Source organism: Ramlibacter sp. AN1015 (assembly GCF_037726105.1).
Classification (GTDB): domain Bacteria; phylum Pseudomonadota; class Gammaproteobacteria; order Burkholderiales; family Burkholderiaceae_C; genus Ramlibacter.
This window is the reverse complement of record NZ_JBBJUM010000013.1, coordinates 31593-57265: the sequence shown is the minus strand read 5'-3', so window position 1 is coordinate 57265 and position 25673 is coordinate 31593. Positions and strand designations below refer to the sequence as shown.

Here is a 25673-nt window from a genome sequence, read left to right as displayed (position 1 = left end):
GCGCTGCAGCACCGGCCTTGCGCTGTCAGGTCGGGTAGGTGCCCGGCAGCAGGATGCTGCGGTCCACCGTGTTGATGTCGGTGCGGCCGCAGAAGGCCATGGTGATGTCGAGTTCCTTGTGGATGATCTGCAGGGCCTTGGTCACGCCCGCTTCGCCCATGGCGCCGAGCCCATACAGGAAGGCGCGGCCGATGTAGGTGCCCTTGGCTCCGAGGGCGACGGCGCGCAGCACGTCCTGGCCGGAACGGATGCCGCCGTCCATGTGCACCTCGATGCGCTCGCCCACGGCTGCCACGATCTGCGGCAGTGCCGAGATGGAGGAGGGGGCTCCGTCGAGCTGGCGGCCACCGTGGTTGGAGACGATGAGCGCATCGGCGCCGGACTCCACTGCGCAGTGCGCGTCCTCCACGTCCTGGATGCCTTTGAGAATGAGCTTGCCGCCCCAGCGCTTCTTGATCCACTCGACGTCGGCCCACGACAGCGAGGGATCGAACTGCTTGCCCGTCCATTCGGCAAGCGAGCCCATGTTCTCGATGCCCTTGACGTGGCCGTAGATGTTGCCGAAGTTGCGGCGCGGCGTTCGCAGCATGCCCATGCACCAGCGCGGCTTCGTAGCGAGGTTCAGCAGGTTGCGCAAGGTGGGGGCGGGCGGCGCCGACAGGCCGTTGACGATGTCCTTGTGGCGCTGCCCCATCACCTGCAGGTCGAGCGTGAGCACCAGCGCAGAACAGTTGGCCGCCTTGGCCCGGTCGATCAGCCGGCCGATGAAATCGCGGTCGCGCATCACGTACAGCTGGAACCAGAACGGGTGGTTGTCGGTGCCGCGGGCAACGTCCTCGATGGAGCAGATGCTCATGGTCGAGAGCGTGAACGGGATGCCGAATGCCTTGGCGGCACGCGCGGCAAGGATCTCGCCGTCGGCATGCTGCATGCCGGTGAGGCCGGTGGGTGCGATGGCCACCGGCATCGCCACCTCCTGGCCGACCATGGTGGTGCGCGTGCTGCGCCCCTCCATGTTCACCGCCACCCGCTGGCGGAACTTGATGGCGGCGAAGTCTGTTTCGTTGGCGCGGTAGGTGCTCTCGGTCCACGAACCGGAATCGGCGTAGTCGTAGAACATGCGCGGCACGCGCTTGCGCGCGAGCACGCGCAGGTCGTCGATGGTGGTGATCACGGGCACGGTCGTCTCCTCGGTCTGGCGGCCGATGCTAGCCGAGCCGTGGCGCGGCCCCGTTTGAAGAATTTTGTGCGGCGCGGAAATTTATTGGGATGCCGCCGGCAGTGCGCGGCCGCTTTCGCCGGATGCGCGCGCCGCCGCGTCAGGCGCGGGGCTTTTCCAGCAGCGCCAGCAGTTCCTCGGGCGCGACGGGCTTGACCAGGTGGGCATCGAAGCCGGCTTCCATGCTGCGGCGGCGGTCGTCCTGCTGGCCCCAGCCGGACACGGCAACGAGCCGCAGCCCACGTCCCCAAGGCTGGGCGCGGATGCGCTGGCAGGCTTCGTAGCCGTTCAGGCGTGGCATGCCGAGATCCAGGACCACGGCGTCGGGGCGCAGCTCGTCGGCCTTTTCGACGCCTTCCAGGCCGTCGTACGCGGTCGCGGTGCGGCAGCCCATGATCTCGAGCACCTCGGCCAGCGTGTCCGCGGCGTCGTGGTTGTCATCGACCACGAGCACATGGAGCGAGCCCTGGTCGGTGGTGGTTGGAGTGTGCTGGGTCATGGGTGCGCGGGGCGGCGCTCGATCGAAAGAAGATTCATTTTCGGGGCGTCAGGGTGGAGGTGCGAAGCCGCTTACAAGGTGTTGCCGACCCGGGACAGGTTGACTGGCGGGGCTTGCCGGCTCATGCGAGGCGGGCCCGGTGCAGCGCCACCTGCCGGCGCACCTGCGCCGGCGCGGTGCCGCCGGCGATGTCGCGGGCATCCAGCGAGCCGCGCAGCGACAGCACCTGGAACACGTCCTCGCTGATCGCCGGATGAAACCGCTGCAACTCGTCCAGGGGGAGCTGGGCCAGGTCGATCTGCCGGGCGCTCGCGGCCTTCACCGCGTGCGCCACCGTTTCGTGCGCATCGCGGAACGGCAAGCCCTTCTTGACCAGGTAGTCGGCCAGGTCGGTCGCGGTGGCATGCCCGCGCAGCGCCGCCTGCTCCATCGCCTGCGGTCGCACGGTAATGCCGCCGACCATCTCGGCGAAGATGCGCAGCGTGTCCTTGAGGGTGTCGGCCGTGTCGAACAGCGGCTCCTTGTCTTCCTGGTTGTCCTTGTTGTAGGCCAGGGGCTGACCCTTCATCAGCGTGAGCAGTCCCACCAGGTGCCCGACCACGCGACCGGTCTTGCCGCGGGCGAGCTCGGGGACGTCGGGGTTCTTCTTCTGCGGCATGATCGACGAGCCGGTGGTGAAGCGGTCGGCCAGTTCGATGAAGCCGAAGTTCTGGCTCATCCACAGGATCAGTTCCTCGGAGAGCCGGCTCACGTGCACCATTGCCAGCGAGGCGGCGGCGGTGAACTCGATGGCGAAGTCGCGGTCGCTGACCGCGTCGAGCGAGTTCTGGCAGATGCCGTCCATATCGAGCGCCCGCGCCACCTGCTCGCGGTCCAGCGGGTAGCTGGTGCCGGCCAGGGCGGCGGCGCCCAGGGGCAGGCGGTTGACCCGCCGACGCACGTCGGCCATGCGCTCGGCGTCCCGCGCGAACATCTCGACGTAAGCCAGCATGTGGTGGCCGAAGCTCACGGGCTGCGCCACCTGCAGGTGCGTAAAGCCGGGGAGGATGGTCTCGGCGTGTTGCTCCGCGAGCTGCAGCAGGGCCTTCTGCAGGTCGGACAGCAGGCCCTGGATCAGGTCGATTTCGCCGCGCAGCCACAGGCGCACGTCGGTGGCGACCTGGTCGTTGCGGCTGCGGCCCGTGTGCAGCCGTTTGCCGGCGTCGCCCACCAGCTGCGTCAGGCGCGCCTCGATGTTCAGGTGCACGTCCTCCAGGTCCAGCTTCCAGTCGAACTCGCCGCGCTCGATCTCGCCGGCGATCTGCTGCATGCCGCGCTCTATGGCGGCGCGGTCCTCGGCCGAGATGATGCCCTGCGACGCGAGCATGGCGGCATGGGCGAGCGAGCCCTGGATGTCGGCGCGCCACAGGCGCTTGTCGAACCCCACGCTGGAGGTATAGCGCTTGACCAGATCGCTCATGGGCTCGGAGAACAGCGCGGACCAGGCCTGGGACTTGTGATCGAGTTGGTTGGAGGACATGGACGAGGGGGGAATAATCGGGGCCTGGACAGCACCGCGGCACATGCCGCAGACATCGCCCGATGCGGGACCAGCGAATTTTATCGGCCTTCACCGACCTCCCCGACGCGCCGGCGCCGCCCCGCCCGGCGGCGCCGCGCATGCTGGTCTTCGACGCCTGCCATGCCGGCGTCGTGCTGCGCACCCTGCTGTTCGTCGAGGCGGTGGTCTGGGTCGGCGCGATGTTCGTCGCCAGCGGCTGGCGCGACTGGCTCGAACGCGTGGCCTTCCTCAGTGGCGGCACGCTCGCGGCCATCCTGGGCTGGCTGCTGGTGGCCTGCAGCGCCAAGGGACTGCTGGCGCGGCTGCCCATCGCGGTGCAGCAGGCCTGCGGCGTGGTCCTCGGCGCGCTGGCGGGCCTGTACGGGTGTGGCGTGCTGGTGCTGGCGGCCGCCCCGCTGCGGGCGCCCTGGCTCGCGTCGGCCTGCGCGGGCGCGCTGCTCGCCTGGGCGGTGGTGGCGGCGCTGGTGTGGCGTGCCAAGGGGCGCATGCCGGCCGACACCACGGCGCGCCTGGCCGAACTGCAGGCACGCATCCGGCCGCACTTCCTGTTCAACACCCTCAACACCGCCGTCGCCCTGGTGCGCGAGGATCCCGCGCGCGCCGAGGCGGTCCTGGAGGATCTGGCCGACCTGTTTCGCCACGCGCTGTCGGAACACGGCGAGGCGGTGACGCTGTCGGAGGAGGTGGCGCTGGCGCGCCGGTACCTCGACATCGAGCAGGTGCGCTTCGGCGAACGCCTGCGCGTGGAGTGGGCGCTGGATCCCCGCGCCGGTGGCGCGAAGGTGCCGCCGCTGGTGCTGCAGCCGCTGGTGGAGAACGCCGTCATGCACGGCGTGGAGCCCAGCGCCGACGGCGCGCAGGTACGCATCAGCACCGAGCGGCGCAGCGGCACGGTAGTCATCAAGGTCACCAACACCGTGCCCAACGGTCAGGGCCGTCCTGGCAACGGCGTGGCCCAGGAGAACGTGCGCGAGCGCCTGCGCCTGCTGCACGACGTGCACGCGCTGTTCCACAGTGGCCTGCACGAGGGGGTCTATCAGGTGCGCCTCGAGGTGCCGGCGTGAGGCCTCGGCGCACGTCGCACGGGCGGCCTGGCGCCGCAGCGCGGGGCGCGCAGGCCCCGCGCCTGCGTCGCCCGGTCGCCCCCGCGAGCCAGGCCCGCGCGACGCGCTGTGCGGAGGTCCGGCGGTGAGCATGCCCGGACTTCAGGTGCTGCTGGTCGATGACGAGGTCCTGGCGCGCTCGCGCCTTCGCAACCTGCTGGCCGACTGCCGCGACCCCGCGGCCGATGTGGCGGGCGAGGCCGGCAACGCGTCGCAGGCGCTCGAACTGCTGCGCCGCCAGCGCTTCGACCTGGTGCTGCTGGACGTGCGCATGCCCGCGACCGATGGCCTGAGCCTCGCCCAGGAGATCCGCCGCCTGCCGCTGCCGCCGCCGGTGGTGTTCGTGACCGCCCACGCCGATCACGCCGTGCAGGCCTTCGACCTCGAGGCGCTGGACTACCTCACCAAGCCGGTGCGGCTCGCGCGGCTGCAGCAGGCCCTGCAGAAGGTCGAGCGGCAGGCCCTGGTGCGGGCGCAGGCCGGTGGTGCGCTCGCAGCGACGGAGTCCCTGGTCATCCAGGACCGAGGGCACCTTGTCCGACTCCCGCTGTCGGAGGTGATCTATTTCAAGGCCGAACTCAAGTACGTGACCGTCCGCACGGCCAGCCGCAGCTATATTTCCGATGCGTCCTTGAGCGAGCTCGAAGAACGGCACGGTGCGCAGTTCCTGCGCATCCACCGCAATGCCCTGGTCGCCCGGCGCGCGCTGCGCGCGCTGGAGCGGCACGACGACCCCGAAGAGGGCGAGGGATGGGCGGTGCGGCTCGAGGGCATCGACGAACTGCTGGCGGTGTCGCGCCGGCAGCTCGCCGCGGTACGGGAGGCGCTCACGCGCTGAGGAATCGAGGGGACGCGGGCCAGTACGCGGGAACCCCATGAATCAGGAAGAGCAGGTAGACAAAGTCCTCGAGCAGGTGCCGCAGCCCGAGCCGCTGGGGCCCAAGGACCCGCCCGAGAGCGTCGTTCCGGCGCCCGCCGACCCGCGCAGCATTGCGCTGGCGGTGCTGGCGGCAATCGCGGTCCTGGCGGTGCTGCGCTGGGCCAGCGCCTTTTTCATCCCGGTCATGCTGGGTTTCCTGCTCTCGTATGCGCTGGGCCCGATCGTCGAGATGATGGTGCGCATGCGCGTGCCCCGGGCTGTCGGGGCGGGGATGCTGATTCTTTTCATTCTGTCCGGCGGTGCCGGCCTGGTGTACTCCCTGGCCGACGACGCCGCCGCCCTCATCCGCACGCTGCCCGATGCCGCCGAACGCCTGGGCGCGGCGCTGGGCAACCGATCGGTGGCCGAGCCGACCCCGATCGAAACCGTCCAGCGCGCGGCCGCGGAACTCGAACGCGCCACCGACAACGTGCCCAAACCGACGCCGCCGAACGTGCAGCGGGTGCTGGTCGAGAAGCCCGGCTTCGACGTCCGCGACCACCTGTGGACCGGCACCGTGGGTCTGGTGAGCCTGGTCGGCCAGATCGTGCTGGTCGCGTTCCTCACCTATTTCCTGCTCATCTCCGGCGATACCTTCCGGCGCAAGCTGGTGAAGATCACCGGCCCGAGCCTGAGCAACAAGAAGCTCACCGTGCAGGCGCTCGATGAGATCCATGCCCAGATCCAGCGCTACCTGCTGGTGCAGGTGCTCGCCAGCGTGCTGGTGGGGGTTTCGACGGCGATCGTGTTCGCGCTCCTTGGGCTGAAGCATGCCGCCGTCTGGGGCGTGGCGGCAGCCGTGCTGAACCTGGTGCCTTATGTCGGCTCCATCCTGGTCACGGGGGCGGCGGCGCTGGTCGCCTTCCTGCAGTTCGGCGAGGTGCAGCCGGCGCTGGTGGTCGCGGGCGCTTCGCTGGTGATCAACACCCTGGAGGGTTACCTGCTGGTGCCCTGGCTGACCAGCCGCGCCAACAGCATGAACGCCGTCGCCGTGTTCATCGGCGTGCTGGCCTGGGGCTGGCTCTGGGGCGTGTGGGGGCTGCTGCTCGGCATTCCGATCATGATGATCGTGAAGGCGGTGTGCGACCGCATCGAGGACCTCAAGCCGGTGGGGGAGTTGCTCGGAACCTGACGAGGCGGCGGCTGCTGCGGCCGTCGCCGGCGCGTGACCTCACCCGGTGTTGCGCAGCCCCGCGGCGATGCCGTTGATCGACATGTGTATGCCGCGCTGCACGCGGTCGTCGCTGCGGCCCTCGCGATGGCGGCGCACCAGCTCCACCTGCAGGTGGTGCAGCGGGTCGATGTAGGGAAAGCGGTGCCGGATCGAGCGCTGCAAGGCGGGGTTGCCTGCCAGGCGCTGCTTCTCGCCGGTGATCAGCTGCAGCGCGTCCACCGTGCGCTGCCACTCGGCCTCGATCGAAGCGAAGACCCGCTTGCGCAACCGTGCATCGGGCACCAGCTCGCCGTAGCGCGAGGCGAGCGCAAGGTCGCTCTTGGCCAGCACCATGTCGATGTTCGACAGCAGGGTGCGGAAGAACGGCCAGTGGCGCACCATCTTCTGCAGCAGCGCCAGGGCCTCCTTGCGCGGCTGCGGCCCGGCGAGAAAGGCTTCCACGGCCGAACCGAATCCGTACCAGCCGGGCAGGGTCAGGCGGCACTGGCCCCAGCTGAAGCTCCAGGGAATGGCGCGCAGGTCTTCGATGCGCTGGCTGGCCTTGCGCGAGGCCGGCCGCGAGCCGATGTTCAAACCCGCGATCTCACGGATCGGGGTGGCGCCGTAGAAGTAGTCGGTGAAGCCCGGCGTCTCGTAGATCAGCGCGCGGTAGGCGCGCATGCCGGCCTGCGACAGCGCTTCGGCCGCGTCGATGAAGGCCCTGGGCGCCGGCTTGGTGGGCTGCAGCAGGGTCGCCTCCAGCGTCGCGGCCACCAGGGTCTCGAGGTTGCGCCGCCCGATCTCGGGGTTGGCGTACTTGGAGCCGATCACCTCGCCCTGTTCGGTGAGCCGGATCTGGCCGCGCACGGTGCCGGGGGGCTGCGCCAGGATGGCCTCGTAGCTCGGGCCGCCGCCCCGGCCGACGGTGCCGCCGCGGCCATGGAACATGCGCAGCCGGATGGCGTGGCCGTTGGCCAGCTCGTCGAAGAGTTCGACCAGGGCGATTTCGGCGCGGTACAGCTCCCAGTTGCTGGTGAAGATGCCGCCGTCCTTGTTGCTGTCGCTGTAGCCGAGCATGATGTCCTGCTCGGCGCCCGAGCGCTGCACCATGCGGGCGATGCCCGGGAGCGCATAGAACTCGCGCATGATCGGCGCGGCGCTGCGCAGGTCCTCGATGGTCTCGAACAGCGGCACCACGATCAGCTGCGCGACGGCACGGTCGTCCAGCGTGCCCGTCATGAGGCCAACTTCCTTCTGCAGCAGCAGCACTTCCAGCAGGTCGCTCACCGACTCGGTGTGGCTGATGATGTAGTGGCGGATCGCCTGGGCCCCGAAGCGCAGTCGCAGGCGCAGGGCGGACTCGAAAACCCCGATTTCGCGCATGGCGTGCTCGGAGTACTCGGCGCCGATCACCCGCAGCGGGCGGGCGTCGCACAGCAGGCGCATCAGCAGCGTGCGCCGTTGCGCCTCCGGCAGGGCCGCGTAGTCGGCCTCGATGCGCGCGCGGGCCAGCAGCTCGGCCACCACCGCCTCGTGCTGGTCCGAGCTCTGGCGCAGGTCCATGGTGGCGAGATGGAAGCCGAACACCTCGACCGCCCGCATGAGCGCACCGAGCCGCTGCGCCACGATGGCCTCGCCGTGGTTGGCGAGCAGCGAGGCGCGGACCACCTCCAGGTCGGCGAGGAATTCGCCGGCGCCGGCATAGGCGTTTTGCGGTGCCAGTGCGTGCCGCGCGGCGTCGCCGCCGGTGAGCGTCTTCAGCGTCGCCGCGAGCCGCGCGTACATGGCGGCCAGCGCGCGGCGATAGGGTTCGTCGCGCCGGTGCTCGCTCTGATCGGGCGAGGCGTCGGCCAGTGCCTGCATGGCCGGCGAGACCGGCACCAGCATGGCCGACAGCGACAGCTCGCCGCCCAACAGATGCACTTCGGTCAGGTAGTGGCGCAGCGCCACCTCGGCCTGGCGGCGCAGCGCGTATTCGAGCGTATCGACCCCGACGTTGGGATTGCCGTCGCGGTCGCCGCCGATCCACATGCCCATGCGAAGGAAGCTGGCGAGGCGCGGCTGCCCGAGATCGCGTTCGAGGTCGGCGTAGAGCCGAGGGATCTCGCGCAGGAAGGTCGCTTCATAGTAGGAGAGGGCGTTCTCGATCTCGTCGGCCACCGTGAGCTTGCTGAAGCGCAGCAGCCGCGTCTGCCACAGCTGCATGACGCGGGCGCGGATCTGCGCCTCGTTTGCGGCCAGCTCGCGCGGCGCGAGGGCGTCCTTGGGCAGTGCCCGCGCCTTGACTTCATCGCGCTCCGTCAGGAGTCGCGCGATCACGCGTTCGGCGTCGAGGATGCTCTTGCGCTGCACCTCGGTCGGGTGCGCGGTGAGCACCGGCGAGATATAGCTGTGCGCCAGCGCCTGTGCCACCGCGCGCGGCGCGATGCCGGCCCAGCGCAGGCGCGCGAGCGCCACTTCGATGCTGCCCTCGTGGCTGTCGCCTGCGCGCTCGTGGATCACGCGGCGGCGGATGTGGTGCCGGTCCTCCGCCAGGTTGGCCAGGTGGCTGAAATACGTGAAGGCGCGGATCACGCTCACGGCCTGGTCGCCGGTCAACGATTTGAGAAGGCTCTTGAGCGCGCGGTCGGCCTCCTGGTCGGCGTCGCGGCGAAACGCCACGGAGAGTTTGCGGATGCGCTCGACGAGATCGAAGGCCGCCTCGCCCTCCTGCACGCGGATCACGTCTCCGAGGATGCGGCCCAGCAACCGGATGTCTTCGACCAGCGGCTTCTCGTTGTCGCGTGCCTTGCGCGCGGGGGTGGCGGGCGCAGCGGTGGACGACGGGCTGGCGGGCATGGGGAAGCTCCTCGGATGTGCTTAAATTTTCGGCAGGTCGCATGCTAGCATCGCCGCCTTTCCCTCCCTCTCGGGACTCCGCCCGCAGCCGACCACGGCGCCGGCGACTCCCCCTACGAACAGGTTTTTCAACGTGAGCAAGCTCGTGATCGCCACGCGCGAGAGCCGCCTGGCGCTATGGCAGGCCGAACACGTGCAGCGCCTGCTGCAGGCCGCCGGCCACCAGGTCGGACTGCTGGGCATGACCACCCGGGGCGACCAGATCCTGGACCGCAGCCTCAGCAAGGTCGGCGGCAAGGGGCTGTTCGTCAAGGAGCTCGAGGTCGCGCTCGAAGAGGGCCGTGCCGACCTGGCGGTGCACTCGCTCAAGGACGTGCCCATGGACCTTCCCGAGGGCTTCGGTCTTGCCGCCGTGATGGAGCGCGAAGACCCCCGTGACGCGTTCGTGTCCAACCGCTTCGCCCAGTTGCGCGACCTGCCGCCCGGCAGCGTGGTGGGCACCTCCAGCCTGCGCCGCGTGGTGCTGCTGCGCGCGCTGCGGCCGGACCTGCGCATCGAGCCGCTGCGCGGCAACCTCGACACGCGCCTGCGCAAACTCGACGACGGCCAGTACGAGGCCATCGTGCTGGCGGCGGCGGGCCTGAAGCGGCTGGGACTCGCATCGCGCATCCGGTGCGTTTTCTCCCCCGACGACATGCTGCCCGCGGCCGGACAGGGCGCCCTGGGCATCGAAGTGCGCGGAGAGCGCAGCGAGGTGCTGGACGCGGTGGCGCCGCTCGCGCACAAGCCGACCTGGCTCGCCTGCGCCGCCGAGCGTGCGGTGAGCCGTGCGATGGGTGGCAGTTGCTCGATGCCGCTGGCCGCATTTGCCACCTTCACCGATGCCGGCGACCTGCATCTGCGCGCCGCGTGGGGCGATCCGGAGCGTGCCGGGCACCTGGTGCGCGCGGCGGCCGGTGCGCCGGTCGCCACCCTCGCGGAGGCCGCCGCGCTGGGCAATGCGGTGGTGGCGCAGCTGCGCGCCGGCGGCGCGCACTAGGACGGCCATGGACGGCGCTCCCCCCGCCGTGCTGGTGACCCGGCCCGCGCGGCAGGCGCAGCAGTGGGTAGCGGCGCTGCGCGCCGCCGGTGTGGCGGCCGAGGCCCTGCCGCTGATCGCTATCGCCGCGGCGCCGGATCTGGCGGCCCTGGCGCAGGCCCGCGCCGGGCTGCACACCCGCCACGCCGCGATGTTCGTCAGCGCGCATGCGGTGCAGGGATTTTTCGAAGGCGGGCTGGCGTGGCCGCCGGGGGTGCAGGCCTGGGCGACCGGTCCGGGCACCCGTGCGGCCTTGCTGGACGCCGGCGTGCCACCCGCGTGCATCGAGGCGCCGGAGGACGACGCGCCCCGCTTCGACTCCGAGGCGCTGTGGCAGCGCGTGCATGCGGACCTGTCGGCGAGAAGTACGGTGCTGCTGGTGCGCGGCGCCGACGCGCAGGGGCGGCCCGCGGGGCGTGACTGGCTCGCCGAACGGCTCGCGTCGGCCGGCGCCGAGGTGAACGCGGTGGCCGCCTACCAGCGGCTGCTGCCATCCTGGGACGCGGCGCAGCGCGCCCGCGCCTGCAATGCCGGTGGCGCGTGGTGGATCTTCAGCAGCTCCGAGGCGGTGCGCAACCTGCAAGCCTTGTTGCCCGGGCACGACTGGTCGCAGGGCCGGGCGCTGGCCACGCACCCGCGGATCGCCGAGGCGGCGGCTTCCGCAGGCTTTGCGCGCGTCGTGGAAGTGCGCCCGGGCATCGAGCCGCTGCTCGGCTTCCTACAATCCGGGGCATGACCGTTTCCTCCTCCGGCGACCAGCCCGATTCCGCCGCGACGCCCGTGCACGCGGCAGACGCAGCGCCGGCGGCTTCTGAAGCCGCCGGTCGCGACATCAGTGCGCGGATGGCGCGCAACACGCTGGTCGCTCTGCTGGTGCTCACTGGCCTGGCGCTCACGGCCAGTCTGGTCCTGTGGCAGCGACTCGGCCACATCCAGGAACAGCTCGCCCGGCAGAGCGCCGATTCGGGTGCGCAGGCCATCGAGGCACGGGCGCTGGCCCGCGAGGCGCAGGAGCTGGCGCGCCAGACCGCCGCCCGCCAGGCCGTCACCGACACGCGACTGAGCGACGTCGCCCTGCAGCGCAACCAGCTCGACGAATTGATGCAAAGCCTCTCGCGCTCGCGCGACGAGAACCTGGTCGTCGATCTCGAATCCGCCCTGCGGCTGGCGCAGCAGCAAAGCCAGCTCACGCTCAGCCCCGAGCCGCTGCTCGCCGCGCTGCGGGCCGCCGACCGCCGCCTGGAACGGGCCGCCCAGCCCCGCCTGTCGCGGGTGCGCAGCGCCATTCAGCGGGACATCGAGCGCATCAGGTCGGCCGCAGTCGGGAACGTTCCGGGGGTGCTGGTGCGCATCGACGAACTCGCGCGCATGGTCGATGAACTTCCGGTGGCCAACGCAGTGGGGCCGGCGGCTCTGGCGCGCGGGCGCAGCGGCGACGCGGGGCCGCCCCAGTCCTGGTGGTTGCGGGCGGTGGACGTGGTGCGCGAAGAGGCGCGGGGGCTGCTGCGCGTGAGCCGCATCGACGAGCCCGACGCGGCGCTGCTGTCGCCCGAGCAGGGGTTCTTCCTGCGCGAGAACGTCAAGCTCAAGCTGCTCAATGCGCGCTTGTCGGTTCTGGCGCGCCAGACCGAGCTGGCCCGTGCCGACCTCGCGGCGGCGCAGTCGGCGATCGCCCGCTATTTCGACAGCGGGCGGCGCACGCAGGCCATGACCACCAGCCTGCAGCAGCTGCAGGCGCAGTTGCGGGACGTGGAGACGCCCCGCATCGACGACACGCTGGCGCTGCTCGATGCCACTGCCGCAGGGAGGTGAGGACGCGATGCGCAACCGAGCTTCTTCCGTGACCGCCCGCCATTGCACCCGGAGCCTCTGCTGATGCGCGCCGCACTCTGGCTTCTGGCCTTGTTCGGCGTCGCTGTGGCGGTGGCGCTGTTCGCGGGCAACAACCAGGGCACCGTGACCCTGTTCTGGCCGCCCTGGCGCATCGACCTGTCCCTGAATCTGGTGCTCTTGCTGCTGCTGGCCGCCTTCGTCTTCCTGTATGCGGTGCTGCGCGCGCTGGCGGCGCTGTTCGAACTGCCACGCCAGGCCCTGCGCTGGCGCAACCAGCAGAAGGAGCGGGCGGTGCACGCCCTGCTGGTCGATGCCATCGCGCACCTCATGGCGGGCCGCTTCCTGCGCGCGCGCAAGGCCGCCGAGGCGGCGCTGACGCAAGAGGAGTCGTTGCAGGGCTCGGGCGAGCGCCTCCCGCACGCGGGGCAACTGCGTGCGCTCTCGCATGTGCTGGCCGCCGAGAGCGCGCAGGCGCTGCAGGACCGCAGTGCGCGCGACCACCACCTGCAGCGGGCGCTCGAGCAGGCACGCGCACGGGATGCGCAGGCGATGCACGAAGGCACCCTGATGCGGGCGGCGCGCTGGGCACTGGACGAGCGTGATGCCCAGGCGGCGAACGCCTGGCTGCGAGAACTCCCGCAGGGTGCGGCGCGACGCACCCTGGCGCTGCGCATGAAGCTCAAGGCCGCGCGCCTGGAGGGCCAGACCGAAGAGGCACTGGAGACAGCGCGCTTGCTGGCCAAGCACCGCGCCTTCTCGCCCGCGGCCTCGGAGAGCATCGTGCGCGGGCTCGCGACCGACCTGCTCAATGGCGCCCACGACCTCGCACAGCTTCAGCGCGCGTGGACCTCGCTGGACGCCGCCGAGCGGCGCATGCCCGAGCTGGCAGTTCACGCAGCCCAGAGGCTGATGGCGCTGGGCGGCGACGCCGAACTGGCGCGGCTGTGGCTGCTGCCTGCCTGGGAGCAGTATGAGAACCTTGCGCAGCCGCTGCGGGTGCGGCTGGTACGGGCGCTGGAGCTCGGGCTGGATTCGATCGACGCCGCCTGGCTTGCCCGCTTCGAGGCGGCCCAGCGCGCGCTGCCCGCCGAGCCGGTGCTGCAGTACCTCGCCGGCATGGCCTGCATGAAGCGCCAGCTGTGGGGCAAGGCCCAGCAGCTCCTGACCCAGTCGGCACTCGGGCTGCAGGACGCGCAGATGCACCGGCAGGCCTGGCGCGCACTCGCCGCGCTGGCCGAGGACCGCGGCGACACGACCACTGCCGCCCAGGCATGGAAGCGCGCGGCGAGCGCGTGAGCACCTGACGGCCCGCTGCTGGCACCTGCTGCCCGCTGCGTGGCTGCGTGAGCGCCTGTGGTCCTGACCTCCCGCTGATGGCAACCTGCTGCCTGCTGCCTGCTGCCTGCTGCCTGCTGCCTGCTGCCGGATTGCCGGATTGCCGGATTGCCCGATTGCCCGATTGCCCGATTGCGCGACTGCGCTGCGTGACTGTGACTGCCTGACTGCTCGAGCGCGTCACCCCGGGTGACCGGAGCACGACGGCGAAAAGGAGAGGGTCAGGGAGTGTCTTCGCGCCGCGATGCGGCGAGGCAGGGCGCGAGTGGCGGCTTTGCGTCCCCTCTCGCTTCGGAGCTTCGGCGCAGGACATTCGTCCGGTGGCCCTGACGTTCTTGCGGTGCAACGCCCCTCCTCGTGCCGCCGCGCCGATGCAAGGCGGGCGTTGCAGCCGGCCGCCGCAAAAACACGAACCTGCGAAAACTCTGGAGCGAGAGCTGCGAGCCGGCGTGCAGATGCCGTTGACAGCCACGTCGGGCCGCTGCCGTGGAGCCCCAAGAAGACCAGCCCCTGGCGACGAAGCGCCAGGGGCTGGTGGAGGGGGAGGGGCCCGACCAGTGGCGGCCGGGCTCATGGCTCTGCCGGTGCCGATCAGCCGCCGGAGGCGTCGGTCGAGAACGGCTGCTGCATCTGCCGCAGGTCGCGGCGGGTTTCCACCAGCACCAGCGGGCCTTCGTCGATCACGACGGGCGCCGGCCGCTCGCGCGGCACATGCACCGGCGCCGGTTCGGCGGCGATGGCCGCCTGGGTCGCCGCGATCTTCTGGGCATCGGAGTTGACCCACTGCAGGCCCGTTCCCTGCGCGACGGCGACCAGCTGCTCCACCGGCAGCTCATAGGGCTGCACTTGCGGCAGCCGCGCTGCTTGAGCGGGTGCCTTGGCGGATTCGGGCGTTGTGGCCGTTCGCGCGGCAGGCGCTGCCGCGGTGGGGGCCGGCGCGGCGGCCGGTTCGATCCGCGTCGGGGCGGCAGCGTCTTCAGACACGAAGCCAGTCGCATAACGCGGGCGTCGCGGTTCGACTTCGATCTCCACCACGGTGTCGGGAGTCACGACACCGGCGATGGCGCTGGCGTCGTCTGCTTCAGCGGGCGCATCCTCGCGCGCGGGGCGATCGCCCCGTTCGCGCCGGTCGCGGCCGTAGCGATCGCGCGAACGGCGGCGCGGCTCACCGGCCTGCGCGGCGTCCGGCGCTTCGGGCGACGGCGGTTCGATGCCCGCGACCAGCTCCACCTCGGCCTGGATCAGGGTCGTCTCGGGCGAACTTGCGCCCGCTGCGTCCTGGGGCGAGAGCGAAGCATCGCTGCCGTCTGCCGCATGCTCACGCATGCGCTCTGCGCCACGTCCGCGGCGACCCTCGCCCCGCTCGCGCCGGCCTTCGCCTCGGGGAGTGCGTTCGCCACGCGCCGCGTCCCGTTCACCGGACGCGGCCAATTCGGCGTTGACGCCTTCGGCCAGCTCTCCGCCGCCGAGCGCCTGAACGCCGGACTCTGCGCGCTCACGCGGCTCACGCGGCTCACGCGGCTCACGAGGCGCCCGTGCTTCGCGAAGTTCGCGCGGTTCGCCGCTCTCTCGCGGCTCGCGCGGTTCACGCATTTCGCGTTCTTCACGCGGCTGGCGGGGTTCGCGCGCCTCGACGCTTTCGCGTGGCTCACGGCCTTCGCGTGGCTCACGGCCTTCGCGTGGCTCACGGCCTTCGCGTGGCTCACGGCCTTCGCGTGGCTCGCGGCCTTCGCGTGCTTCACGACCTTCACGCGGTTCGCGACCCTCGCGTGCTTCGCGACCTTCACGCGGTTCGCGACCTTCGCGTGCTTCGCGACCTTCACGCGGTTCGCGACCTTCGCGTGCTTCGCGACCTTCACGCGGCTCACGGCCCTCGCGTGCTTCGCGCGGCTCACGGCCCTCGCGTGCTTCGCGACCTTCACGCGGATCGCGGCCTTCACGTGCTTCGCGACCTTCACGCGGCTCGCGGCCTTCACGTGCTTCGCGGCCCTCGCGCGGCTCACGGCCTTCGCGGTCGGTGCGCTCGCCGGTGCGGCTGCGACCGCGGCCCTCCGGCCGTGCGCCCTCGACCGCTTCGGCGTTCGTGGCGCCACGGTCGGCGCTGCGGCCTTCTCCGCGGCCTTCTCCGCGGCCTTCTCCGCGGCCTTCTCCGCGGCCGCGTCCTCGGCCGCGGCCTCGCTCGCTACGTTCACCGCGCTCGCCACGCTCACCGTGGGACGACTCTCGCTTCTCCTCGCGCTGGCCGCCCGAGGTGGAGGCCGCCGCAGGGGCGGGTGCGGCCACGGGTGGCGGCGCGATGGCGCTGAAGACGGACTTGAGCCAACCCATGAAGCCGTGCTCGGCCGGTGCCGCCGCATGAGCCGGCGCTGCAGCGGGCGCGCGGCTCGCGGCGGGCGCGGCGGGCGCGGCGGGGCGGACGGCCGGTTCGGGGCGCGGCGGCGCGATCGGGGCCGGCGCGTCCGGCAGCACGCCCTTGATCACCGGCTCCTGGCGGTTGGTGCGCTCCTGCGAGCGGCGCGTGACGGTGGTGGGGTCTTCCACTTCGACGGCCATGTGGTAGCTGGCCGCCAGACTGTCCAGGCGCGGGTCGTCGTGCTTGAGCCGCTCGAGCTTGTAGTGCGGCGTGTCCAGCGACTTGTTGGGAATCATGATCACGCTGATGCGCTGCTTGAGCTCGATCTTCGCGATCTCGGTGCGCTTTTCGTTCAGCAGGAACGAGGCCACCTCCACGGGGACCTGCACATGCACGGCGGCCGTGCTGTCCTTCATGGACTCTTCCTGGATGATCCGCAGAATCTGGAGCGCCGAACTCTCGGTGTCCCGGATGTGGCCGTGGCCGCCGCAGCGCGGGCAGGGGATGGACGCGCCTTCGGACAGTGCCGGGCGCAGCCGCTGGCGGCTCATCTCCATCAGGCCGAACTTGCTGATGGTGCCGAACTGGACGCGGGCGCGGTCCTGGCGCAGGGCGTCGCGCAGCCGGTTCTCGACTTCGCGCCGGTTCTTCGACTCCTCCATGTCGATGAAGTCGATCACGATCAGGCCGCCCAGGTCGCGCAGGCGCATCTGGCGGGCCACCTCATCGGCGGCTTCCAGGTTGGTACGGGTGGCGGTCTCTTCGATGTCGCCGCCCTTGATGGCGCGCGCCGAGTTGACGTCGATGGAGACCAGTGCTTCCGTGTGGTCGATCACGATCACGCCGCCCGAGGGGAGCTTGACCTCGCGGGCATAGGCCGACTCGATCTGGTGCTCGATCTGGAAGCGGCTGAACAGCGGCGCATCATCGCGGTAGCGCTTGACCCGCGCCGCGTGCTCCGGCATCACGTGGGCCATGAACTGCTGGGCCTGCTCGTAGATGTCGTCGGTATCGATGAGGATGTCGCCGATGTCGTGATTGAAGTAGTCACGGATCGCGCGGATCACCAGGGAGGATTCCTGGTAGATGAGGAAGGCGCCCTTGCCCCCCTTGGCAGCGCCGTCGATGGCGTTCCAGAGCTTGAGCAGGTAGTTCAGATCCCACTGCAGTTCGGGGGCGCTGCGGCCGATGCCGGCCGTGCGCGCGATGATGGACATGCCGTTGGGATACTCCAACTGGTCCATCGCCTCCTTGAGCTCGGCCCGGTCGTCGCCCTCGATGCGGCGGCTGACGCCACCGCCGCGCGGGTTGTTGGGCATCAGCACCACATAGCGCCCGGCCAGCGACACGAAAGTGGTCAGCGCCGCGCCCTTGTTGCCGCGCTCTTCCTTCTCGACCTGGACCAGCAGTTCCTGGCCTTCCTTGATGACGTCGTTGATGCGCGCCTGGGACACCGGCACGCCCTGATGGAAGTACTGGCGGGAGATTTCCTTGAACGGCAGGAAGCCGTGGCGGTCTTCGCCGTAATCGACGAAACAGGCCTCGAGGCTGGGCTCGACGCGCGTGACCACCGCCTTGTAGATGTTGCCCTTGCGCTGCTCGCGCCCTTCGATCTCGATTTCGTAGTCGAGGAGCTTTTGTCCATCGACGATGGCCAGCCGGCGCTCTTCGGCCTGCGTGGCATTGATCAGCATCCGCTTCATCGCGTCACCTTCTTGTTGTCAAACATCGAAACGACCCCCGGTCCCTGAGGACCGCGGATCACGATGCCGGGCGCGGCTTCGAAGCGAAGGGAATTGCCTAGGTGGCTGCTCCGGCCGAGAGCGATCTCGACGGGATGGGCCGGGGCGCGTGGATGGGTGCGAGTGGATGGCGGCCGGGTGGGCGCCCCTGATGCCCTGCCGCGCAGGCGGCGGCAGGTGAGGCAGGTCCCGCGCGCGTGGCGCGGGCTGCGGGCGAGGGCGTGCCGGTGTCCGGGCGCATGAGCCCGGGCCACAGGAGTTGCAACATCGCCATCAGCACAGGTGGTTGTCTCGCGTCAATCCGCCTGCCAGCAAACTGCCGCTGCCAGGCTTGTATTCCGTATCGGTGCTTCGAAGTCGTACCAGCTCCGGTGTCCCGGTGGGCCACTGCAAACCTTCGGCTTGCGGCTCTCCCACGCGCGGCGGACATCGTTGGCATCGACCATCTGTCGCCCCAGCCGCAGTGGTGGTGGAATAAACTCCAAAGAAAATCAACCACTTACGGGCAGTGCGCCAGTGAAACAGATTATAGGGGGCGCCGGACTGCCGAATTCCGCGGAAGTCCGCAGCCTCCACGTGGATGAAGAATCCGCCGGACAGCGCCTCGACAACTTCCTGATGCGGCACCTCAAGGGGGTTCCCAAGACGCACGTCTACCGCATCATCCGCAGCGGCGAAGTCCGCGTGAACAAGGGTCGCGCCGCCGCCGACACCCGCGTGCAGGCCGGCGACGTGGTGCGGGTGCCTCCGGTGCGCACCTCCGAGGCGGCCTTGCAAAAGACGGAGCGGCCGGCGCCCGCGCGCGAATTCCCCGTGTTGTTCGAGGACGATCACGTGATCGCGATCGACAAGCCCGCCGGCGTGGCGGTGCACGGCGGCAGCGGCGTGAGCTTCGGCGTCATCGAGCAGCTGCGCCAGGCGAGGCCGCAGGCGCGTTTTCTCGAGCTCGTGCATCGACTGGACCGCGAGACCTCGGGCCTGCTGCTGGTGGCCAAGCGCCGCTCTGCGCTCACGGGGCTGCAGGACCAGTTCCGGGACCGCGAAACCGGCAAGACCTATCTTGCCCTGGTGCGCGGGGCGTGGCCGGCCTCGCGCAAGGTCATAGACCAGCCGCTGCACAAGTACCTGCAGGCCGACGGCGAGCGGCGGGTGAGGGTGGTGGGCAAGGACGACCCCGACGGCATGCGCTCCATCACCCTGGTGCAGGTAGACCGCGCGCTGCCGTTGCCGCACGCTGCCGGCATCGTGGCCAGCCTGCTGCGCGTCACCATCAAGACCGGCCGCACCCACCAGATCCGCGTGCACCTCGCCTCGCAGGGCCACCCGATCCTGGGCGACGACAAGTATGGAGATTTCGAGCTGAACCGCACGCTGCAGAGGCACGGGCTCAGGCGCATGTTTCTGCACGCATGGCGGTTACAGTTCACGCACCCCGCCAGCGGCGAGCGCATCGAACTGCTGGCGCCGCTGCCCCCCGAGCTTCACGTGTTCGCCCCGCCTTCCAACGCCCATGCGCCCGCGCCGGTTTGACCTGATTGCCTTCGACTGGGACGGCACGCTCTTCGACTCCACCCAGATCATCGTGCGCTGCATCCAGCGGGCGGTGGTCGATGTCGGCGGGCGCATGCCCACTGCCGAGGCCGCCTCCTGGGTCATCGGCATGAGCCTTCCCCAGGCATTGGCCCACGCCGCGCCCGATGTCGATCCGCAGCGCTACGCCGAGCTGGGTGCACGCTACCGCCGCCACTACGCCGACCACCATGACGACCTGAGCCTTTTCGATGGCGTGTTGCCGCTCCTGCACGATCTGCGGGCGCGCCACCACCGACTCGCGGTGGCCACGGGCAAGTCGCGTCGGGGCCTCGACGAGGTGCTGCACGCGGTCGAGTTGAAGGGCCTGTTCGATGCGTCTCGCACCGCCGACGAAACCGCGGGCAAGCCACACCCGCGGATGTTGCAGGAGCTGATGGATGCGTTCGGTGTCCCGCCCGAGCGCACGCTGATGATCGGCGACACCACGCACGACCTGCAGATGGCCCGCAACGCGGGCTGCGCCAGCATCGGCGTGAGCTACGGAGCGCACGAGATCGACGGGTTCCATGCCCTCGAGCCGTGCTACGTCGCCCATTCGGTGCGCGATCTGCACCAATGGCTGCTGGAGCACGCCTGAACGGCGACGCGATGGCGGCCGTGCCTCTGTGCAACGCCGGCGACCTCATCGAGGGCGGGCGGGCCGTGCCATTCGACGTGGTGTACGGCGGCCAGACATGTCGCGCCTTCGCCGTGCGCTGGCGCGGCCAGGCGCATGCATACCTCAACCGCTGCAGCCACGTCGCGATGGAACTGGACTGGCAGCCCGACCGGTTTTTCGACGACAGCGGCCGGTGGCTCCTGTGCGCCACCCACGGTGCGGTGTACGAACCCGACAGCGGCGCCTGCGCCGGCGGACCCTGCCGCGGCGGCCTGGTGAAGATCTCCCTCAGTGAGCAGGATGGCGTGGTGCACTGGCATACTGCCTTCAACCTCCAACCTGTTGAGTTCTGAGATGACCGACCCCACGCCGCCCGCTGACGCAGGCCCCACCAATCCTCGCAGCACCGGCGTGGGCGAACCCGGATGGGAGCGGGGCACGATAGAGCGCCTCATGTTCGCCACCCTGCACGAGCAGCGGGTGAGCCGGCGCTGGCGCGTGGGCCTGCGGCTCGCGTGGCTGCTGTTCGCGGTACTGCTGGTTTGGATGGCATTGTTTCGCGGTGGACCGGGTGGGGTAGACAAGGCCCTCCCGCACACGGCGCTGATCGAGATCAAGGGCTCGATCGCCTCGGGCGAGGAAGCCAGTGCCGAGAACGTGGTGGCGGCACTGCGCAGTGCCTTCGAAGACCTCGGCGCCCAGGGAATCGTGCTGCGCATCGATTCGCCCGGCGGCAGCCCGGTGCAGGCAGGCATCATCAACGACGAGATCCGGCGCCTGCGCGCCAAGCACGACAAGCCGCTGTACGTGGTGGTCGAGGAGACCTGCGCTTCGGCCGCGTATTACATCGCCTCCGCGGCCGATCGCATCTACGTCAACAAGGCCAGCATCGTCGGCAGCATCGGCGTGCTGATGGACGGGTTCGGCTTCACCGGGCTGATCGACAAGCTCGGCGTCGAACGACGGCTGATCACGGCCGGTGAGCACAAGGGCTTCCTCGATCCGTTCCGCCCCCAGACGCCCCAGGAGCGCGCCTATGTGGAGACCATGCTCAAGCAGATCCACGGCCAGTTCATCGATGTGGTGAAGGCCGGCCGGGGCAAGCGCCTGAAGGAAACGCCCGAGATCTTCTCGGGCCTGTTCTGGACCGGTGCGCAGGCGATCGACCTGGGGCTGGTGGATCAGCTGGGCAACCTGGATTTCGTCGCGCGCGAGGTCATCAAGGCCGAAGAGGTCGTGGACTACACGCGGAGGGTCAACCTGGCCGAGCGACTGGTGAGCCGCTTCGGCGCGTCCATCGGTCGGGGCGCGATCGCCGCGCTCGGCAGCGTGCCGGCGCTGCGCTGAACCGCGGCGCCGTCAGGGGCCGATGGCGAACACGGCGGGCCCGGTGGGCGCGTCGGCCTCCGGCGCTTCCCGCCACCGTTTCACCGTGGCGCTGCGGGTGCGCGCTTGGGCCAGCGTAAGACCGCTGCTCACCGAAAGACGGGTGCGCGGCTGCAGCCCCTGCAGCAGGGCCGCGAGCAGCGCCTGGTTGCGGTAGGGCGTTTCGATGAACAGCTGCGTCTGCCCCGTCTGCACGGCGAGCGCTTCGAGCGCGCGGATACGCTGCAGCCGCTGTGCCGGCTCTTGCGGCACGTAGCCGACGAAGGCGAAGTTCTGTCCGTTCAGCCCGCTGGCGGCAAGCGCGAGCAGCAGGGACGATGGACCGACCAGCGGCAGCACCTCCAGCCCCAGCTCGTGGGCGGCGCGCACCACCGACGCACCCGGGTCGGCGACGGCAGGCATGCCGGCTTCGCTGAGCAGGCCGGTATCGCTGCCCTGCAGCGCAGGCTGCAGCAGCGATCGGGCGTCGAAGCTTGCGCCGGTGTCGCCCTTCTTGTGCACCTCCCGCGGCAGCTCGACGATGTGCTGTTCCTGTAGCGGCAGCGCGAGCGGCGTCACCTGCCCGACCCGCTTGAGCACCGCCCGCGCGGTCTTGGCGTTCTCGCAGATCCAGCAGGTGATCCTCGCCGCGGCCGCCAGCGTGCCGGCCGGGAGCACCTCGGTGATGGGGGGCTGGGGTTCGCAGCCGAAGTCGAGCGGCGCCGGCACCAGCACCAGGCGCCCGCGTCGCGGCAGTGCGGTCCCGCTCATGCTGGCAACCGGAGTCCCGCCTCGCGCAGCATGCGGCAGGTGCGGATCAGCGGCAGGCCCACCAGGGCGGTGGGGTCGTCATTGTCGATCGCCTCCAGCAAGGCGATGCCGAGGCCCTCGCTCTTGGCGCTGCCGGCGCAGTCGTAGGGCTGTTCGGCAATCAGGTAGCGCTCGATCTCCGCATCGCAGAGCGCGCGAAAACGCACCCGCACCGCTGCCAGGTCGCAGCGCTCGAAGCCGCTTGCCCCGCACACTACCGCGACGGCCGTCTGAAATACCACGTCGCGCCCCCTCATCGCCCGCAGCTGCGCACAGGCGCGCTCGTGCGATCCGGGCTTGCCCAGCGGCTGCCCGTCCAGGTCGGCGACCTGGTCGGAGCCGATCACCAGCGCGTCGGGAAAGCGGGCGGCGACGGCGCGGGCTTTCGCCAGGGCGAGCCGACGCGCCAGCGCGTCGGGTGTCTCCGCAGGCAGCGGCGTCTCATCGACTTCGGGCGCCGCAACCTCGAAGGGCACGCGCAGCCGCTGCAGCAGCTCGCGGCGGTAGGGTGACGTGGACCCCAGTACGAGGGGGCGTTGCAGGGGCTCGGGCATCGCTCGATTCTCTTACACTGACCCGATGCCCAAGGAGTTCAACCCCCTGCGCCTGGACGTCCAGGCGTTCGCCGAGGACGGCGCGCACCTGTCGGGTACGAGCAGCGTGGGCCGTTGCGAGCGGCTCGCCTCGGAGACCGAGGGCCGCGGCCTCGAACATGTGGTCCGCTGGAACGCCCGCGGCGAGCTGCGCAACCCTGCGCACGTGCATCCGGAAGTCTGGCTGCACCTCGAGGCCGACACGCTGCTGTCGCTCACCTGCCAGCGTTGCCTCACCCCGGTGGACACGCCGGTCTCGGTGCAGCGTTCCTTCCGCTTCGTCGCCGACGAAGCTACAGCTCTGGCGCAGGACGACGAAGCCGAGGAGGACCTGCTCGCACTCAGCAGGCAGTTCGACCTGCCGGCGCTTGTGGAAGACGAGATCCTCATGGAGATGCCGCTGGTGCCACGGCACGAGCATTGCCCGGTTCCGGTACGGCTTGCGACCGAAGGCGTGGACGAGTCGGAGAATGCCGCCGCCGTGCAGAACCCTTTCGCCATCCTGGGCTCGCTGAAGGGGCGCGGCAGCGACAGCTAGAAGGCCGCTGGCCTTGGGGCTATAATCGTGGGCTTTTGCGCGATACGCCAGCCGGTTTGAATGGGTTGTTGCGGCGCGTTTTTCCCACCACCATCCATTTGCAGTGTCTGCGCCGCGGGCGCAGCACCTACCCTCCAGGAGACCGCCATGGCCGTCCAGCAGAACAAGAAGTCGCCCTCGAAGCGGGGCATGCACCGCTCGCACAATGCTCTCACCGTTCCGGGCATTGCCGTCGAGCCGAACACCGGCGAGACGCACCTGCGTCACCACATCAGCCCCAACGGCTTCTATCGTGGCCGCAAGGTGCTCAAGACCAAGAACGACGCCTGAGCCCGCCCGCGCGGCTGTTGCGCTCTTCCCCTCGAAAGGGCCCGGTCCCGCTCACGCGGAACGGGCCCTTGTCATTGGTAACCACGGCATGCACTGACGGAATGCCGGCGCCAGGTTTGGCTCTACATTTGCGCCTATGACTACTGTGGCTGTCGATTGCATGGGCGGGGACCACGGGCCTCGCGTGACGCTCCCTGCCTGCCGTCGTTTCCTTCAGTCGCATCCCGATGCGCGCCTGCTGCTGGTGGGGCGTCCCGAAGACCTGGAGGGCTTCCGCCACGAACGTGCGGCCGTGGTCGCTGCCCGCGAAATCGTCGCTATGGACGATGCCGTGGAGGTCGCCCTGCGGCGCAAGAAGGATTCGTCGATGCGCGTGGCCCTGCTGCAGGTCAAGGAGGGAAGGGCCGACGCCGCGGTGTCAGCCGGCAACACCGGTGCGCTCATGGCGTTGGCGCGCTACCTGTTGAAAACGGTGGAGGGCATCGACCGCCCGGCCATCGCCTATCCGATGCCCAATGCCCGCGGCGGCGCGACCACCGTGCTCGACCTCGGCGCGAACGTCGATTGCACCGAGCAGCACCTGCTGCAGTTCGCAGTGATGGGGTCGGCGCTCGTGTCGGCCCTGCGCAACGAGGAGCAGCCCACCGTCGGTTTGCTGAATATCGGCGAGGAGATCATCAAGGGCAGCGAGGTCATCAAGCGGGCGGGCGAACTGCTGCGCGCTGCGGCCCAGGCAGGCGACCTCAATTTCCATGGCAACGTCGAAGGCAACGACATCTTCAAGGGCACCACCGACATCGTCGTGTGCGACGGTTTCGTGGGCAACGTCGCGCTGAAGACCAGCGAAGGCCTGGCCGCCATGATCGGCGGTTTCCTCAAGGAGGAATTCGCGCGTACCCCGCTCACCCGCATGGCCGCGCTCCTGGCCTGGCCGGTGCTCGCCGCATTCAAGCGCCGCGTCGATTACCGGCGCTACAACGGCGCTGCCCTGCTGGGGCTGCGCGGGCTGGTGTTCAAGAGCCACGGCTCGGCCGACGAGTTCGCTTTCGGGAAGGCGCTCGAGCGCGCGTATGATGCGGCCCGAAATCAACTGCTGGAACGGGTCCAGGCGCGCATCGCCCACGCCCGGCCGCTGCTGGTGGGGGAGGCCGCCGGCGCGAGCGACAACCAGCCGACCGTAGCCACGACCGCCAGCTGACGGAGCTTCATGACACGTTTTTCCCGCATCGCCGGAACCGGCAGCTACCTGCCGCCGCGCCGCGTCACCAACGCCGAACTGGCGGCCCAGCTGGCCGAGCGCGGCGTCGAGACTTCCGACGAGTGGATCGTGGAGCGCACCGGCATTCGCGCCCGGCATTTCGCGGCGGCCGAGGTCACGAGCAGCGACCTGGGAGCCGAGGCGGCCCGCCACGCCCTGGAGGCCGCAGGCGTCGCAGCCAGTGACATCGACCTGATCATCGTGGCTACGTCCACGCCCGACATGGTGTTTCCCTCGGCCGCGTGCATCCTGCAGGCCAAGCTCGGCATCGCGGGCTGTCCGGCGTTCGACGTGCAGGCGGTCTGCAGCGGCTTCGTGTATGCGCTCACGGTGGCCGACTCGATGATCAAGACCGGGGGCGCCACGCGCGCGCTCGTCGTGGGAGCGGAAGTGTTCTCGCGCATCCTCGACTTCGACGACCGGACCACCTGTGTGCTGTTCGGCGACGGCGCCGGCGCCGTGGTGCTGGAAGCGTCCGACATGCCGGGTATCCTGGCCACGGACTTGCACGCAGACGGCCGCCACGTCAACATCCTGTGCGTGCCGGGAACGGTGAGCGGAGGCCAGGTGCTGGGCCAGCCGCTGTTGCGCATGGACGGCCAGGCCGTTTTCCGGCTGGCCGTGGGGGTGCTGGAATCCGCAGCCCGCGCAACGCTCGCGAAGGCCGGACGCAGCGACGCCGACATCGACTGGCTCATACCGCACCAGGCCAACATCCGCATCATGCAGGGCACGGCCAAGAAGCTGAAACTGCCGATGGACAAGCTGGTGGTGACCGTCGATCAGCACGGCAATACCTCGGCTGCCTCCATTCCACTGGCGCTCGATGCGGCGGTGCGCAGCGGCAAGGTCCGACGTGGCGACACGCTCATGCTCGAAGGCGTCGGCGGCGGCTTTACCTGGGGCGCCGTGCTGCTCGATTACTGATCCCGGTCGGGGAGCCAGGCGCGCTTCT

The 25673-nt window shown here is 70.1% G+C and carries 22 protein-coding genes; 15 read left to right on the top strand and 7 right to left on the bottom strand.

What is annotated here, in order from left to right:
* Window positions 1-25: 25 nt before the first annotated feature.
* The 3 genes from WG922_RS18170 to argH form a co-directional block, all read right to left on the bottom strand.
* Window positions 26-1180: an alpha-hydroxy acid oxidase gene (locus tag WG922_RS18170; protein ID WP_340284241.1), complete on the bottom strand. Its 1155-nt coding sequence runs from the start codon at window positions 1178-1180 to the stop codon at window positions 26-28.
* A gap of 139 nt (window positions 1181-1319) precedes the next feature.
* Window positions 1320-1718, bottom strand: a complete 399-nt coding sequence (locus tag WG922_RS18165) for a response regulator (RefSeq protein ID WP_340284240.1) — start codon at window positions 1716-1718, stop codon at window positions 1320-1322.
* A gap of 121 nt (window positions 1719-1839) precedes the next feature.
* On the bottom strand, window positions 1840-3237 hold the full coding sequence (argH, locus tag WG922_RS18160; RefSeq protein ID WP_340284238.1) for an argininosuccinate lyase: 1398 nt from the start codon (window positions 3235-3237) through the stop codon (window positions 1840-1842).
* 62 nt (window positions 3238-3299) lie between these two features.
* On the opposite strand from argH, the gene WG922_RS18155 reads away from it, so the two are divergent.
* From WG922_RS18155 to WG922_RS18145, 3 genes are all read left to right on the top strand, one after another.
* Window positions 3300-4343 (top strand): sensor histidine kinase, encoded by a 1044-nt coding sequence (locus WG922_RS18155; RefSeq protein ID WP_340284236.1) that lies wholly within the window; start codon window positions 3300-3302, stop codon window positions 4341-4343.
* A gap of 130 nt (window positions 4344-4473) precedes the next feature.
* Window positions 4474-5220: a LytR/AlgR family response regulator transcription factor gene (locus tag WG922_RS18150; RefSeq protein ID WP_340284235.1), complete on the top strand. Its 747-nt coding sequence runs from the start codon at window positions 4474-4476 to the stop codon at window positions 5218-5220.
* A gap of 37 nt (window positions 5221-5257) precedes the next feature.
* Window positions 5258-6433 (top strand): AI-2E family transporter, encoded by a 1176-nt coding sequence (locus WG922_RS18145; protein ID WP_340284234.1) that lies wholly within the window; start codon window positions 5258-5260, stop codon window positions 6431-6433.
* A 39-nt stretch (window positions 6434-6472) separates the two neighbouring features.
* On the opposite strand, the gene ppc is transcribed toward WG922_RS18145, so the two are convergent.
* Entirely contained in the window at window positions 6473-9292 is a 2820-nt protein-coding gene (ppc, locus tag WG922_RS18140; RefSeq protein WP_340284233.1) for a phosphoenolpyruvate carboxylase, read from the bottom strand.
* Between the two features lie 133 nt (window positions 9293-9425).
* Between ppc and hemC the strand changes: the two genes are divergently transcribed.
* From hemC to WG922_RS18120, 4 genes are all read left to right on the top strand, one after another.
* Window positions 9426-10331 (top strand): hydroxymethylbilane synthase, encoded by a 906-nt coding sequence (hemC, locus tag WG922_RS18135; RefSeq protein ID WP_340284232.1) that lies wholly within the window; start codon window positions 9426-9428, stop codon window positions 10329-10331.
* A 7-nt stretch (window positions 10332-10338) separates the two neighbouring features.
* Window positions 10339-11106, top strand: a complete 768-nt coding sequence (locus WG922_RS18130) for a uroporphyrinogen-III synthase (RefSeq protein ID WP_340284231.1) — start codon at window positions 10339-10341, stop codon at window positions 11104-11106.
* The gene (locus WG922_RS18125) at window positions 11103-12182 is read left to right on the top strand and encodes a uroporphyrinogen-III C-methyltransferase (RefSeq protein ID WP_340284229.1); all 1080 of its coding nucleotides are present in this window, start codon (window positions 11103-11105) and stop codon (window positions 12180-12182) included. The genes WG922_RS18130 and WG922_RS18125 overlap by 4 nt, the downstream gene beginning before the upstream one ends.
* A 63-nt stretch (window positions 12183-12245) precedes the next feature.
* Complete coding sequence (locus tag WG922_RS18120; protein WP_340284227.1) at window positions 12246-13499, top strand: heme biosynthesis protein HemY; 1254 nt, start codon at window positions 12246-12248, stop codon at window positions 13497-13499.
* Window positions 13500-14129: 630 nt separating this feature from the next.
* Here WG922_RS18120 and WG922_RS18115 read toward each other — a convergent pair.
* Entirely contained in the window at window positions 14130-17594 is a 3465-nt protein-coding gene (locus tag WG922_RS18115; protein WP_340284225.1) for an Rne/Rng family ribonuclease, read from the bottom strand.
* A gap of 555 nt (window positions 17595-18149) precedes the next feature.
* On the opposite strand from WG922_RS18115, the gene WG922_RS18110 reads away from it, so the two are divergent.
* From WG922_RS18110 to sppA, 4 genes are read left to right on the top strand one after another with little or no spacing between them, the layout of a single operon-like run.
* On the top strand, window positions 18150-19163 hold the full coding sequence (locus WG922_RS18110; RefSeq protein ID WP_340284224.1) for an RluA family pseudouridine synthase: 1014 nt from the start codon (window positions 18150-18152) through the stop codon (window positions 19161-19163).
* Window positions 19144-19803, top strand: a complete 660-nt coding sequence (locus WG922_RS18105) for an HAD family hydrolase (protein WP_340284223.1) — start codon at window positions 19144-19146, stop codon at window positions 19801-19803. Before WG922_RS18110 ends, WG922_RS18105 begins: the two co-directional genes overlap by 20 nt.
* A gap of 11 nt (window positions 19804-19814) precedes the next feature.
* Window positions 19815-20177 (top strand): Rieske (2Fe-2S) protein, encoded by a 363-nt coding sequence (locus WG922_RS18100; RefSeq protein ID WP_340284306.1) that lies wholly within the window; start codon window positions 19815-19817, stop codon window positions 20175-20177.
* Between the two features lies 1 nt (window position 20178).
* Window positions 20179-21171, top strand: a complete 993-nt coding sequence (sppA, locus tag WG922_RS18095; protein ID WP_445322852.1) for a signal peptide peptidase SppA — start codon at window positions 20179-20181, stop codon at window positions 21169-21171.
* Window positions 21172-21183: 12 nt separating this feature from the next.
* Here the strand turns inward: sppA and WG922_RS18090 are convergent, their stop codons facing one another.
* Together WG922_RS18090 and WG922_RS18085 are read right to left on the bottom strand one after the other, a co-directional pair.
* Window positions 21184-21960: an SAM-dependent methyltransferase gene (locus WG922_RS18090; protein WP_340284222.1), complete on the bottom strand. Its 777-nt coding sequence runs from the start codon at window positions 21958-21960 to the stop codon at window positions 21184-21186.
* Window positions 21957-22553 carry a Maf family nucleotide pyrophosphatase gene (locus tag WG922_RS18085; protein ID WP_340284221.1) on the bottom strand — a complete coding sequence of 199 codons (597 nt, stop codon included), beginning with the start codon at window positions 22551-22553 and terminating at the stop codon, window positions 21957-21959. The genes WG922_RS18090 and WG922_RS18085 overlap by 4 nt, the downstream gene beginning before the upstream one ends.
* Window positions 22554-22578: 25 nt before the next feature.
* On the opposite strand from WG922_RS18085, the gene WG922_RS18080 reads away from it, so the two are divergent.
* The 4 genes from WG922_RS18080 to WG922_RS18065 all read left to right on the top strand — a co-directional run bounded on the left by WG922_RS18080 (window position 22579) and on the right by WG922_RS18065 (window position 25645).
* Complete coding sequence (locus WG922_RS18080; protein ID WP_340284219.1) at window positions 22579-23130, top strand: YceD family protein; 552 nt, start codon at window positions 22579-22581, stop codon at window positions 23128-23130.
* 147 nt (window positions 23131-23277) lie between these two features.
* Entirely contained in the window at window positions 23278-23460 is a 183-nt protein-coding gene (gene rpmF / locus WG922_RS18075; protein WP_340284218.1) for a 50S ribosomal protein L32, read from the top strand.
* A gap of 136 nt (window positions 23461-23596) precedes the next feature.
* Entirely contained in the window at window positions 23597-24658 is a 1062-nt protein-coding gene (gene plsX, locus WG922_RS18070) for a phosphate acyltransferase PlsX (RefSeq protein WP_340284217.1), read from the top strand.
* Between the two features lie 9 nt (window positions 24659-24667).
* A complete protein-coding gene (locus tag WG922_RS18065; RefSeq protein ID WP_340284216.1) occupies window positions 24668-25645 on the top strand; it encodes a beta-ketoacyl-ACP synthase III in 978 nt (325 codons plus the stop codon).
* The last annotated feature ends 28 nt before the right edge of the window (window positions 25646-25673 follow it).